This is a genomic window from Paenibacillus sp. MMS18-CY102 (assembly GCF_009789195.1).
Lineage (GTDB): Bacteria > Bacillota > Bacilli > Paenibacillales > Paenibacillaceae > Paenibacillus_T.
This window is the reverse complement of record NZ_WSTC01000007.1, coordinates 12,641-25,188: the sequence shown is the minus strand read 5'-3', so window position 1 is coordinate 25,188 and position 12,548 is coordinate 12,641. Positions and strand designations below refer to the sequence as shown.

The 12,548-nt window shown below is 53.9% G+C and carries 13 protein-coding genes; 7 read left to right on the top strand and 6 right to left on the bottom strand.

Annotation, left to right across the window (positions count from 1 at the left end; translation table 11 throughout):
* Positions 1-30: 30 nt before the first annotated feature.
* The 6 genes from GON22_RS06730 to GON22_RS06705 all read right to left on the bottom strand — a co-directional run bounded on the left by GON22_RS06730 (position 31) and on the right by GON22_RS06705 (position 7,091).
* On the bottom strand, positions 31-693 hold the full coding sequence (locus GON22_RS06730; protein ID WP_160395346.1) for a response regulator: 663 nt from the start codon (positions 691-693) through the stop codon (positions 31-33).
* Between the two features lie 3 nt (positions 694-696).
* Complete coding sequence (locus GON22_RS06725) at positions 697-2,661, bottom strand: GAF domain-containing sensor histidine kinase (protein WP_237179055.1); 1,965 nt, start codon at positions 2,659-2,661, stop codon at positions 697-699.
* 18 nt (positions 2,662-2,679) lie between these two features.
* Positions 2,680-3,951, bottom strand: coding sequence for a threonine ammonia-lyase IlvA (gene ilvA, locus GON22_RS06720; RefSeq protein WP_160395345.1), 1,272 nt, complete (start codon positions 3,949-3,951; stop codon positions 2,680-2,682).
* 448 nt (positions 3,952-4,399) lie between these two features.
* Entirely contained in the window at positions 4,400-5,983 is a 1,584-nt protein-coding gene (locus GON22_RS06715) for a hypothetical protein (protein ID WP_160395344.1), read from the bottom strand.
* A complete protein-coding gene (locus GON22_RS06710) occupies positions 5,980-6,702 on the bottom strand; it encodes an ABC transporter ATP-binding protein (RefSeq protein ID WP_160395343.1) in 723 nt (240 codons plus the stop codon). Before GON22_RS06710 ends, GON22_RS06715 begins: the two co-directional genes overlap by 4 nt.
* 5 nt (positions 6,703-6,707) lie before the next feature.
* Positions 6,708-7,091 carry a GntR family transcriptional regulator gene (locus tag GON22_RS06705; protein ID WP_160395342.1) on the bottom strand — a complete coding sequence of 128 codons (384 nt, stop codon included), beginning with the start codon at positions 7,089-7,091 and terminating at the stop codon, positions 6,708-6,710.
* 250 nt (positions 7,092-7,341) lie between these two features.
* On the opposite strand from GON22_RS06705, the gene GON22_RS06700 reads away from it, so the two are divergent.
* The 7 genes from GON22_RS06700 (at position 7,342) to GON22_RS06670 (ending at position 12,529) form a co-directional block, all read left to right on the top strand.
* Positions 7,342-7,959: a hypothetical protein gene (locus tag GON22_RS06700; RefSeq protein ID WP_160395341.1), complete on the top strand. Its 618-nt coding sequence runs from the start codon at positions 7,342-7,344 to the stop codon at positions 7,957-7,959.
* Between the two features lie 290 nt (positions 7,960-8,249).
* Positions 8,250-8,438, top strand: a complete 189-nt coding sequence (locus tag GON22_RS06695; protein WP_160395340.1) for a hypothetical protein — start codon at positions 8,250-8,252, stop codon at positions 8,436-8,438.
* Entirely contained in the window at positions 8,435-9,271 is an 837-nt protein-coding gene (locus GON22_RS06690; RefSeq protein WP_160395339.1) for a hypothetical protein, read from the top strand. The genes GON22_RS06695 and GON22_RS06690 overlap by 4 nt, the downstream gene beginning before the upstream one ends.
* A gap of 3 nt (positions 9,272-9,274) precedes the next feature.
* The gene (locus GON22_RS06685) at positions 9,275-9,727 is read left to right on the top strand and encodes a flavodoxin (protein WP_160395338.1); all 453 of its coding nucleotides are present in this window, start codon (positions 9,275-9,277) and stop codon (positions 9,725-9,727) included.
* A 47-nt stretch (positions 9,728-9,774) separates the two neighbouring features.
* Positions 9,775-10,521: a hypothetical protein gene (locus tag GON22_RS06680; RefSeq protein WP_160395337.1), complete on the top strand. Its 747-nt coding sequence runs from the start codon at positions 9,775-9,777 to the stop codon at positions 10,519-10,521.
* Between the two features lie 403 nt (positions 10,522-10,924).
* Entirely contained in the window at positions 10,925-11,776 is an 852-nt protein-coding gene (locus GON22_RS06675; RefSeq protein WP_160395336.1) for a helix-turn-helix transcriptional regulator, read from the top strand.
* 78 nt (positions 11,777-11,854) lie between these two features.
* Entirely contained in the window at positions 11,855-12,529 is a 675-nt protein-coding gene (locus GON22_RS06670; RefSeq protein ID WP_202113123.1) for an SOS response-associated peptidase, read from the top strand.
* The last annotated feature ends 19 nt before the right edge of the window (positions 12,530-12,548 follow it).

Genomic DNA, 12,548 nt, shown 5'->3' with positions numbered 1-12,548 from the left:
CCTCGCATTAGCCTCTGTTCAAGCCTCTCGTTACGTGCGGTCAATCCCTTGTTTCACGGCGAAAATCGCCGCTTGCGTGCGATCGGAAAACCCTAGCTTTTCGAGCACATGGCTGACATGGGTTTTAACCGTTTTCTCCGTAATGGAGAGCGAATCGCCAATTTCCTTGTTGCTCATGCCCGTTGCGATCAATCGGAGCACCTCGTGCTCGCGCTTGGTCAGCTCCGAGAGCCTCAACGCAGCTTCATCGGGGTCGTCCTTGTTAGATGCTGGCTCTGCCAAAATGTTCATCAGCCGCGATGCGGCATCAGGATGCAGCTCGACCTGCCCTTGCCATACGCGGCGTATAGCTCTGACGAGTTCGTCGGGCTCAATGTCCTTGAGCAAGTAGCCTTTCGCTCCCGCTCGAATAGCTGGAAGAACATGCGCTTCGTCCGAAAAGGAAGTGAGTACGATGACTTTCACATGCGGGTGCGATTGCTTCAGCCGCTTAGTCACTTCAATGCCGTCCAGAATGGGCATGTTCAAATCCATGAGGATCATATCTGGCGCTAGCTCGGCCGCGCGTTCGATCGTTTCCTGCCCGTTCGACGCTTCGCCTATGACTTGCAGATCGGATTGCATGGAGAGAAACATTTGCAGCCCTTTGCGCACCATTGCATGATCGTCGGCGAGCAGCAGCTTAATCGTCATCGGTTAATCGCCTCCAGGCCTTTCAATTGATAGGGGAGAAAGTGGCACGCGAACTTCCACCAGCGTTCCGCCGCCGCTAGGACGAGTTAGCGAGAACTGTCCGCCAAGCGCTTCGGCGCGCTCTCGCATCGTGGATAAGCCAATGGAGTTAACAGAAGCATCTCCCTCAACGATCGCTCCCTCATCCAACCCGTTTCCGTTATCTTGAATCGAAAGCTTCGCCTGATCGCTCGTGAGGAGAAGGGAGAGATAAGCGAGATTCGTGCCAGCATGCTTGCTTACATTATTGAGTGCTTCCTGCCCGATGCGCCATAGCGCTTCCTCCACCATGCGGGGCAGTTCACGCACGCCTTCGAGCTGCGTATGGACGTGAAGCCCGAGCCGCTGCCCGTATTCTTGCAGGCCCGTAACGAGGCCGGCTTGAAGTTCGGCGGGACGAAGCTGAAGGATGAGCGCGCGCATTTCCTTCAAAGCGCTTTGTGACAACGATTGCATGTCACGTACGGCAGAGACAGCGGCATTCGTGTCCGGCGATGGGCTCGTGAGCAGGCTCTCTACGCCTCGCGACGTAATGGAAAGCGAGAAGAGAAGCTGGCTGACAGAGTCATGCAAATCGCGCGCGAGCCGGTTGCGCTCGTCCCAGCGGGCGAGTTCATGGCGCTGCTCGGCTAAGCGTGAGTTTTGCAGCTTAAGGGCAATATGCTCGGCTAATGCTTCAAGGATAGGGCGGTCGGCCAGCATGAATTCGCCTTGCCGGTGGCTGCCTAATACAAGCACGCCGTCTCCGGCACTGCCGAATGGCAATGGAATAGCGGCCGCTGCGACGGGCTTGTTCGCCGAACGGTAAGGCTCGCGGGTGCAAGAAGCGAGCGAGGCTGCTTCCTCGCGTGATGCGATCGCTAGCTGGCGGTTTAATGCAGACTCATGCAGCCATCCAGTCGAAGGGAGGGGCATTCGGCTGAGCCAGCGGTTGGTAGACCCGTTAACGAAGGCGGCGCGCTGGATGAGCTCGTCGCCAGACAGCTCGTATAGCGCGGCTATCGGCCATTGGAATTGTTCGCCGATCAGTTGGATCGCATACTCCGCCAACAGCGCCGGATGTGTGCATGTTTGGAGAGGGGAGCCTAGCGCGCGGCTGAACTCATCAAGTTTGGCGAACCGCGCAGCGCGCTGCTGCTCGGCTGCATACAGCCGAATGCGGTCAATTGCTCCGCCGATCTGGAAGGCGACGGATTGGAGCAACGCCAGCTCCTCATCGCTGAATCGCTCCTTGCCAGGTGCGGCGACATTAAGCAGCCCGACAAGCCGCTTGCCTGCACGAAGAGGCACGGTTGCGTGATGCGTGATGCCGTTCGTATCGCCCCACTGGAATGTTGCGGCATCCTCAATTCGTTTACAGTTCAAAATATTAACGGCATTTTTCAGCTTGCCGCCCCAGTAGCGGTCCAAGCACCAGCATGAACCGTTGTTCATGCGCTGGCCCTCCTCGTCGTTCAGGGCGGAAGGGAGATTCTGCTCCGCTGCACAATGATAATCCATATATTCATCGGATAAAAAAATCCAGCCGGTCGTTAATCCCGTTAATTCCAGCAGCTTTTCCAACACGGAGTGAAGCATTCCCGAGAGCTCGTTAGCTTGATTAAGCGTCTCAGCAATGATTTTGAGCAGAACCAGCTCATGGACGCGATGCTCAGGCAGCTTGAGAGGGGAGCTGGCGATGACGAGGGAGCCTGAATCAGCAGCGCCAGGGTCCAAATGAGCAGCGCCACAGCACTCCGCTGCATCCGCAGCATCGCTGCATTCCGCCACATCAGCAGCACAAGTGTCCAAGTCCGTCGCAGCTTGCGTGCAGCAGCCGCTATCAGTGCCTGCTAGCGCTTCACCGTCCACGCTGTTGTCCCCGTATTTCCTCGCCTCGCCGCCATCTCCGTCGCACCCGTTATGGGATGAAACGTTCATAGAATTCATTTGGCCGCCTCCTCAAGATCAGATGAGCAGATTGAACAAAAGCGGATCCTTGTTCAGTTCATAGAACGTCAGTCCCTTAGCGTACATCCGCTCAATGAGCGGGGCGTAATCTTCCCGATGCTTCAGTTCTATGCCGACCAGCGCTGGCCCATTGTCTTTGTTATGCTGCTTCGTATATTGAAACCGCGTGATGTCGTCGTTTGGCCCGAGCACATCATCGAGAAATTCGCGAAGCGCCCCAGCCCGTTGAGGGAAGTTGACCGTAAAGTAATGCTTCAGCCCTTCATAAATGAGCGAACGTTCCTTGATCTCCTGCATCCGGTCGACATCGTTGTTGCCGCCGCTAATCACACAGACGACCGTTTTTCCCTTGATTTGCTCACGGTAAAGGTCAAGTGCAGCGATCGGCAGCGCGCCAGCCGGTTCCGCTACAATCGCATTCTCATTGTAGAGATCGAGCAGCGTCGTACATACTTTGCCTTCCGGCACGAGCAGGACATCATCCAGCAGCTCACGGCACACCTCGAAAGTGAGGTCCCCAATGCGTTTGACAGCAGCGCCGTCTACGAATTTATCGATCTCATCGAGCGGAACAACCTCGCCCGCATCAAGCGAACGTTGCAGGGAAGGGGCGCCCTTCGGCTCAATGCCGATGATTCGCGTGCTTGGCGATACGGCTTTGACGTAGGAAGAAACGCCAGCTGCTAACCCGCCGCCGCCGACGGTGAGAAAGATATAATCAGGCGAGCCTTCGGAAGCTTCCAGGATCTCTTGCCCAATCGTTCCGTTGCCGGCGATGATTTTCTCGTCGTCGAAGGGGTGGATGAACGCCATTCCAGTCCGTTCGCTCTCGGCAACGGCTTGCGCATAAGCGTCATCGAACGTGTCGCCGACGAGGACGACTTCCACTTGCGAGCCGCCGAAGAAGGACACCTGCTTTACTTTCTGGCGCGGCGTCGTGCTTGGCATATAGATTTTTCCGGGAATGCCTAGTGCATGGCACGAGTAAGCAACGCCTTGCGCATGATTACCGGCACTCGCGCAGATAACGCCGTGCGCGGTTAACTCGGAAGGCAACGAGCGAATTTTATGGTAAGCGCCGCGTATTTTGAACGATCGGACGATTTGCAAATCCTCTCGCTTGAGCCATACCTCGCATTCGAACCGTTCGGATAGAACGCGGCTATGCTGCAAAGGCGTACGCGTGACGACTTCCTTCAGGTGCAATTGGGCCAACATGATTTCTTCTAATGTGACGCGGCGCGATTCATTCCGGTTAGTTGTAGCCATGAGCGGACATCCTTTCCATCGGCAAATATAGATATAAGCATTGTACACAAAAAAATCCCGTCCCTCATAGGGACGAGATTAGACTCGCGATACCACCCTCGTTCTATCGAATGGCCGGCAGCGGAAGTGCATCCGGACCGTCCGCATCAGTGCGGTGTACGGCGTTGCCAGCTAGACGATAGCGCTTTGTCGCGTACGTGTTCATACGCGTTCCCGGTAACGGGGGACGGCCGTCTGCGCTTATGGCTTGCTGTTATAAAGCAGCAAGATTCGGCGCGGCTTCTCGGGGAGGATGCTTCATCCGTTCGCAAACATCGGCTTGCAGCGTCTGCCGACTCTCTGTGGGATGCGGTGCGAAGAGCGTGTTCCCTTCATGGAATGTAACGATTTGGTATTGTTATACGCCTGAACGGGCCTTTTGTCAAGCGGCGATTGCCCAGATGAGGCATTATCCTGCGATGCTGCCGCCTTTTTTTGCTTGCTTATCCTGTTGGCCAAGCAGATGCGCTTGGCTATTGCGCGCGCCTGCAATGAACCCTAACCAGGCAATGGGCAGCCCAATGAGGCCAAACAGCAGTAAACCTATCCAGCGGGCATCGGACACGCCGCTAGTCCGCAGGCTGTCGGGCAATACGTATTCGATCAGGTACAGGGGACCGAAATAAACGCCAATTATGACGGGAAGCACCAGTAACCCAATGGAAGGAACATATTGAATGAAGCAGAACAGGCTAATGATTACGGTGTACAAGAAGAATGCAAGACAGAGATACGCAAGGGCTTCCCATGCCGATGAATTGCTGATGTGTACCGGTGGATTAACAGCGTATCGTACAGCTGCGCCAAAAGCGATGGCGAGCAAGGCGCCGGTGAGCCATGCGAACATTGAAACCCATGTTGCAAGCGTCCTAACTAACATTAGTTTGACTCGGGAGTAAGGAAAGCTGAACAGCCATTCGATTCGGCGACTGGACATGTCCATCGTGTTTTGGGTCGTCAGTACGGTGTTAGCTGCGATGCCTGCGAAGATGAACAGAAATTTAACCATTTGGACCAAATTATTGTCTGGTAAAGCAAAATAACCCCCTACCGCCAAAATAAGCAGCAGCGATACATAAACGATGCGAACCCAAGTTATCGTTGCGGCGAACTTAAATTTGGAGCGTTCCAGCTCGTAGAAGCTGCGAATGCCGACGCCGGCAAAGCGGCGCTTGCCAGCCCGTGCAGCGGCAGCCGATGCTTGCGCAGGCTGCTTCGATGCATCCTTGTAGCGGTTTTGGGCTGTAATGGCCCAAAGCAGGCCATGCTTGGCAACAAGGCTAATCGCAAGCCGGTAGGCGAGCCATCCAATAGCTAGCGTGCCAGCGCCATATAGGAATGCCATAGGAGCATCAAGCCAATCATTCGCCCATGCATCAAGCCCTTCCATTCCTCCGATGAAGCTAAAGGGAACGCTCCACAAAATCAAAACAAGCAATAGCAGCAGTTGCCGCCAGCCCTGCATAAGCGTAGCAACGAGCATGCCTAACGAGGTGAGCAGCAGCGTGACGCCTGCATAAACGGCTGCATAAGCAATTGCTGCGATCAAGATATCTCCCGGCGATGAATAGAAAGGGGATTCCGTCCAAGCAGCGGATAAGAGGGCATGGAAGGTAACGACAAGCCATACTGCTCCACTGATTAATCCGTTTAGAGACAATACCGCGACTATCCTTGCCCTTGCAATCGCTGTGCGTGGCTGGGGCAGGGTTAGGGCCCATTCACGGAACGGGTTCGTTGATTGCATGGCCGTACGCATCACTGCGAAAGTAAGAGAGACGAACCATGACAGCATGGCACCCAGCACATAGATGGATGTGGGAGGGTAATGGTCCTTGAAAGCAAGCTGGCATGCAGCCAATGCGATCAACATGCCAGCGAGCCAGCGGGCAGCCATTAGAAGCGAGGTTGGAAAATAACGGGTGAAGCCGCTCATTTCCAACCTAAGCAGCGGGCTCAATCGGTTTGAACCAGTTGATGATGGGCGAATCATGCGAACACATCCCTATAGCAGGATTCCACGGACTTCCCGTTTGCGCGCAGCAGCTCGGTATCGAACACGCCCTTCACTGTCCCGTCCCCGATAAGCACGATACGGTCAAACAGCGGCTCCATCTCGCGAATATCATGCGTGGCAATGAGGAATGTCCGATCGCCTGTGGATGTTTCGTCCGCGATGGCGGACGAAATGCTCTCGCGGGAAAGCAGGTCAACGCCGGTGAACGGCTCGTCGAGAATGACGAGTGGCGCGCGCCTGGACAAGCAGGTCAACAGCTGCAAGCGCGCTTCTTGCCCGCGGGACATCGTTGCGATGCGGAGGCTCCGGCCCATCTCCAGCTTGCGAATCCAGTCGCGCTCCCGTGCCCGATCCCAATCCGGGTAGATGCCAGCAGCATAGCTAAGCCATTGCTCTGCGGTTAACCAGTTCGGCAACTGGCCGCGATCCGGCAGGAAAGCCAGTTGCGCCAGGGTTTGTACGCTCGGCTTGCTCCCGAGCACCTCGACGGTGCCTGCACTGGGCTCAAGCAAGCCGGTCAAAATCCGCATGAGCGTCGATTTGCCAGCGCCGTTCGGGCCAAGCAGGCCGACGATGGAGCCTTGCTCCGCTTCAAAGGTGACGTTATGCAGCACGGCTTTTTTCTTATACGATTTGCTTATGTGATCGCAGCGGATGATTGGATGGCTATCAGGCAGAATCGATGGGAATGACATATAAATTACTCCTCCTCTTGTGCTAATGCGATCAATTCGTTAAGTGTGAGCCCGATCGAGGCGGCGAGCTCTTCCGCGCTTCTCACAGCTGCTCTTGCCAACTCGCGGCGGGAACGTTGAATGGCGTCCGGCGCATCGGTGACGAAGGTGCCTTGCCCGCGAAAGGTGACCAGTAGCGATAAGCGCTCCAGCTCCTGATAGGCTTTCATGACAGTCGTCGGATTCACGCGCAAGGAAGCCGCTGTATCTCTCACAGAAGGCAGCCTGGTGCCAGGCGGGAGCTGCCCCTTCGCGATCATAGCGCGAATCTGCTCCACGAATTGTTCGTATAGCGGACGGGAGGGATCGATCTGAAAATCATGCAATTGCCATGTGATGTCGGGTGGCATCGCATCACCTCGTCCTTCATAGTAATTGAAGTGTGTGGCTATGGACCATACACCTCTTGTTAAAAGGAGTGTACCACGTGTAGTCATACACTTCAAGCAGTTTTATCCAAAATAGGAAGTGGGATGACGTTGCGGCTGTTGGGAACTGTCCTTAATTTAATAAATCTAATAATGACGCTCTTAGCGCAGATATGATAAAATCTCTCATAGATGGAAGCGCCGATTGGCGCGGGGGAGAGGGATTAGTCACTTGTTTCGCGGTATTCGTTTGAATCGCACTTGGCTCGAAGTTTCTGATTTAGAACCGTCCACTATTCTTAATATGCACAGCTCAGCGATTGACGGCGATTTTATACCTGATCCTACTGGCAAGGGCAACCACTCGGGTGCTTATGCTGATAAGCCTAGATTTGATGAAGCATTAGCTAGAAGCGAGAAGCATATCCAATTGTTTCTGGAAGAGATTAAGTCAGTTGAAGGGACGATATCTTACCCGTATTTGTTTCTATGGAACAGCCCGGAAGGCATTCTCCTTCACAGCTCGTGTCCGCCATCGATGACAGAGATTCCAAGGCAGGCGGGGCTTGTGCCCGGATTGTTAATGGACAAGCATGTGCTTGGGCTAAACGCGATTTCTTTGGCGATGGAAACGGGGCGGACGGTCGTCGTTCGAGGCGATGAGCACACGGTTAACTTATTCGTGTTATGGAATTGCGTATGTTGCCCGGTACGGGCAGGAGAAGCTGGCGAAATTGTTGGCTATTTGGATATCTCGTTTGACTTTATGTATGATCCAGGATTTGTCGTTCCATTGCTCAGCCATCTTGCCATTCGCATTGGCGAGGCAATCGACGCATTAGGAACATAACCGAAGCAGTGCGCCAGATGGCGGATCTGCTATGCGAATAGGATAATTGAAGCTATTCCTTATTATGGTGCCGTTTAGGCATGGAAATGGGGGATAGCTTTTTTGTATATGAATTGGAAATAGTGGTTGACAATGCGACTGATAATCGTTATCATTCAATGTATTGGGATAATGATAATCATTATCAAGAACTCTAAACAACCTATCGTGCCGGTCTTTTGATGAAACGAATCGGCCTACACCTATAGCAATGAAGAAGAAACGTTCGAAGCAAAGGGGGCTTTCATGTAATGGGCTTGTTATACGATTTAATTGTAAGCCAGTCGGGAGCGGCGAATCAGGATGGGCATGCTGCCGAAGGGAATGAGCGGAGCGCAGCTGAAGGCTTCTCAACGGCTGTCGGATCAGCGCTTGCTTATCATCAACAAACGCGGGAGCTGCTGCAAGCGGACCGTAATGGAAGGAGACCGTTAGCATGAAGGGCGGAGAAGCGGTCAGCAAGCAGAAGCCGTGGAACTGGATGCTCTTTCCGTTCTCTGCGGTCAAGACGGATGGCGATAATGTATATGCGGCGTCTCCCGGCAATGGAATTTACCATAGCAGCTCAGTGAGCGATTGGACGCTAATTAGCGAGGAATTGCCGCCTGAGCTCGTCGTTAATCGTTTGCAGCTTGCACAAGGAAAGCTCTATGCATGTACGAACGAAGGGCTGTTCACGTACGAGGAAGGGCAATGGCATCATCCGGGAAGCTCAATTCCCTGTTATCAGTACAAAGCCGCAGGCCAATGCGGATGGGCGGCTACGGAATATGGGCTATGGCATCGGTGCGGCGGCGCTTGGGAGAAGGTCGCATGCCCGGATAATAAGGTGTATGACTTTTTGAACCTGCCGCAATTTCTCATTGTTGGGCATGAGGAAGGCATCGCGATATACGACCGATTCGTGGATGAGTGGAGCCAGTTCCATCTGCAAGTTGAGGTGACGTCCTTGGCGGTCTTTCACGGGCATCTGCTCGGGGCAGGCGCTGGCGGTGAGCTGATTGTTGGCAACAAACGCGGCGGATTCGATGTTGTGCGCTTCGACAATCGGATCATATTCACGCTAGTGAAGAAAGCTGGCCATGTGTATGCCTGCACGGACAAAGGCTTGTACCGCATCGGCTACTTGAGAGGGCAGATTACGCTATTCGCAGTTAAACTTGGTTTTCCTGTTACTGATGTGGACTCAGACGGCAAGCACTTGATGATGGCCACGCTGTTCGAAGGGATTCAGGCGATGCCGCTCGCTGGAGAGCAAGAGGAGGAATCGTAAAGGATGGCTAAGGTCATTATCGTATTCGCCAGCATGTCGGGCAACACAGAGGAACTGTCGGATGCCATTGCGGAAGGCGTGAAAGCGGCGGGCTTGGAGCCTGTTGTGAAAAATGTGATGGACACCGAAGCGTCGCAGCTGGAACAGTATGACGCGATTATTATAGGGGCATATACGTGGGGCGATGGGGAACTGCCCGACGAAATGCTTGATTACTATGAAGCAATGGATGGGCTCGACCTGAATGGCAAGCAAGCAGCGGTCTTCGGCTCAGGCGACTCAGCATATGATATTTTCTGCGGGGCAGTCGATACGCTGGAGCAGAAGCTGAAGGACCGCGGAGCGGCCATTGCAGCTGACAGCATTAAGGTGGAGCTGAATCCGACCAATGAAGAGACAGAGCAATGCCGAGCGCTAGGCCGCAGGCTTGCAGAGCTCGCCGCAGCTAGCGTATAGGGGCGAGGCAGGCTAAAGCTTAGTGGACGCATGGAGGTGACGGGGCGATGGCAGAACAACGGCCAGGCAAAGCGATGCTTGAGGATTACCGCTTGGAGGACTGGCTGCGCTGTCCGTATCGATATGCACGAAAACGTGCATCTGACCGCCGAGCCGATCGCCTGCATTGGCGCCAATTGGCACAATATGCGATCAGCCATGCCGTTGATGGCTTTTACCAACTGCCGCCGCAATCCCGAAAGCGCGAAGCGCTTGATCAGCTGTTGGATAGCCGCTGGACGAATAAGGTGAACCGCTTCGAATCGGCATCCCAGTATGAGCATGTGAAAGCTTTGCTGAAGGTGCGCCTGTACGATTTGCTGCTCGAAAACGGCAATCATAATGGGATCAATGGCGATCCAATTATAGCGTTTGAGCGATTCGAGACTTATGTGCAGCCGCTAGGGACGACGTTGTCCGTTATTTTTCATACGGTATTCGGAGACACGTGCGGACGTGAGCTTGTCATACGCAAATATACGGTCAATGAGGACCGTGACATTAGCGAAGCGTTTCGCCATCTCGTAACCGTGTTTTGTTATTATGCGTTTGGCCAGGTGCCATCGCGAATTGAAGTGCATGCCATGCTGGACGGAACCGTCCAGAGCTGGCAGCCCGACGCCGCAGGCGTGTGTGCGTCGGTCGATTACTTGCGCTTGCTGCTCTCATTCGAAATGGATGAGGGCGGCATACGCAAATCGGGCGATGTGGCCGAATGCCGCACCTGCCCCCTCAGAGGCGACTGCCTGGCTTGAAGGAGCGCGTGCCGTTAAGGTTATTCCACCAACGTGTTTGCCAGGCTGTGACATGTGAATGGCTTAATTGCCGATGAGCGGATCTAGGCAGAATCGCTAATCTCTCACTTTTCAGGCATCATCGTGATTTCGCATTACTGCTACACCCCCTTCCTTGAGTAGGCTGCGGCGTTTATGTGCCGCGACGCGGCCTCGCCTGCCGGTTTATGCTGGCAGGTTCTTTTTTTTGTCTAACTCAGGGGAGGCATGTTTAGGCGGTTAATAGATCTGTCCTTTCCATCGATCGATTTTGCAAGATTATCACCTTTACAACCTTTTTTAATTTGATAGAATGATAATAAAATAGTAATTATTTCATCCTATATTTTGCATATTTACACACAGCGAAGGAGATTGCTCCGACATGACGAACCAGCAGCTGCTCACCTTTCGTTCACCGCCGCTTCCATATTTCATTGAATCGAATCGCGTGACCTATTCGGTGGGAGAGGAGCATCCGAACCGCTCGAATATCGGCGTATTCGATATGCTGTTCCTGCATGAGGGGACGCTCTACATTGGGGAAGAAGATAAGCAATGGTCGCTTGGCCCTGGCCAAATTTTAATTCTTCGGCCGGATCGGTGGCATTACTCCGTAAAGCCGTGCGAGCAAGAGACCGTCTTCGACTGGATCCACTTCCAAGCGCCAGGCGAGTGGGAGGAGACGGATAGCTCCCAGCCGGGGACGCTGCGGGGCGATTACTATACCTATGCAATACGGCTGCCTAAGCATATGACGCTATCCTATCCAGAGGAAGCACGCGAGATGTTTGCCGGCTTGCATGAAGCGGCAAGCGGTTCCTCCCATGCGGCGTTCTGGGATCGGCAGCAGCGGTTTCTTCATCTGTTGCAAATGCTCGATGAGGGCTGGCGCTCGGATGAAGCAAAGGCTGCGGTATCGGTCGCGGAGCGGACAGCAGCCTATTTGAAGCTGCATTACCGGACACCGATCAGCAATCGAATGCTTAGCGAAGCGCTGCGGCTTCATTCGAACTATATTGCGCGTTGCATGACGGAAGTGTTTGGTTGTACGCCACAGCAATTTTTGCTCTATTATCGGCTAGACCAAGCAAAGCTGCTGCTTATTAAGACGGACTGGCCGATTGCCCGAGTGGCGGAGGAGACGGGATTCCAGCAAACGCCGCATTTTTCCCGCTTGTTCGCGGAGCATACAGGGTTATCGCCGCTGCGATTCCGCAAGCGTTTTACAGGCTAACTAAGAATGCTGCACCTGATTTGCATAAATTCCCTTTCGATGCCAGATACTACCGTATCTCGATTGGAAGGCAGGCGTATGAGGGTGGAGCGATTCGCGTTAAAGTCAGATATTCATGATGTGGTTGGCCAATTTAAGGTGTGGAATGTGAGAAGCTGCTTAGCGAATCGATTTAATATTGCGCCGACGCAGCGCGTGTCGATCGTTATGAATGACCGCCATCGTTATCGGATGGTCGATGAGGCGCGTTGGGGGCTGTTTCCATTCTGGGCGAAGGATTCTATTAATGCAGACGGGGAACGGATCGGCTCCAAGAGCCATTTTTATCGGATGCTCAAAAGCCGCCGTTGTATCGTGCCAAGCACTGGATTTTACGGCTGGAAGCAGGAGGGGCTTGAGCGTGATCCGCGCGCGATGCATATCATCGTAGAGCGGCGGCCATTGTTCGGCATGGCGGGCATCTATGATAGCTGGATTAATCCGCAGGGCAAAGAGGAGCGGGCGTTCACCATATTAACGGTCCCTTCCTCTGGCCCAATGGCCGCGTGGCAGCAGCGCCTGCCCGTTGTCCTTGATGAGGAAGGCATCGAGCGTTGGATGAATCCGGAGGTAACGGATTTTGCAGAATTGCGTACATACATTCAGCCGCTGGAGCCTTTCCAGCTGCGTTCGTTCCCTGTTACAAATGCAGTTAGCGACGTCAAGTACGAGCAGCCGGATTGTGTGATGGAGCTGAAGTTCGGCTCGGTGTAGGCATAGCATTTCTATCGGC

Coding starts and splice junctions, on each gene's coding strand:
- GON22_RS06730 (WP_160395346.1), bottom strand. CDS start 693: ATGACGATTAAGCTGCTGCTCGCCGACGATCATGCAATGGTGCGCAAA.
- GON22_RS06725 (WP_237179055.1), bottom strand. CDS start 2,661: ATGAATTCTATGAACGTTTCATCCCATAACGGGTGCGACGGAGATGGC.
- ilvA (WP_160395345.1), bottom strand. CDS start 3,951: ATGGCTACAACTAACCGGAATGAATCGCGCCGCGTCACATTAGAAGAA.
- GON22_RS06715 (WP_160395344.1), bottom strand. CDS start 5,983: ATGATTCGCCCATCATCAACTGGTTCAAACCGATTGAGCCCGCTGCTT.
- GON22_RS06710 (WP_160395343.1), bottom strand. CDS start 6,702: ATGTCATTCCCATCGATTCTGCCTGATAGCCATCCAATCATCCGCTGC.
- GON22_RS06705 (WP_160395342.1), bottom strand. CDS start 7,091: ATGCCACCCGACATCACATGGCAATTGCATGATTTTCAGATCGATCCC.
- GON22_RS06695 (WP_160395340.1), top strand. CDS start 8,250: ATGGGCTTGTTATACGATTTAATTGTAAGCCAGTCGGGAGCGGCGAAT.
- GON22_RS06690 (WP_160395339.1), top strand. CDS start 8,435: ATGAAGGGCGGAGAAGCGGTCAGCAAGCAGAAGCCGTGGAACTGGATG.
- GON22_RS06685 (WP_160395338.1), top strand. CDS start 9,275: ATGGCTAAGGTCATTATCGTATTCGCCAGCATGTCGGGCAACACAGAG.
- GON22_RS06680 (WP_160395337.1), top strand. CDS start 9,775: ATGGCAGAACAACGGCCAGGCAAAGCGATGCTTGAGGATTACCGCTTG.
- GON22_RS06675 (WP_160395336.1), top strand. CDS start 10,925: ATGACGAACCAGCAGCTGCTCACCTTTCGTTCACCGCCGCTTCCATAT.
- GON22_RS06670 (WP_202113123.1), top strand. CDS start 11,855: ATGAGGGTGGAGCGATTCGCGTTAAAGTCAGATATTCATGATGTGGTT.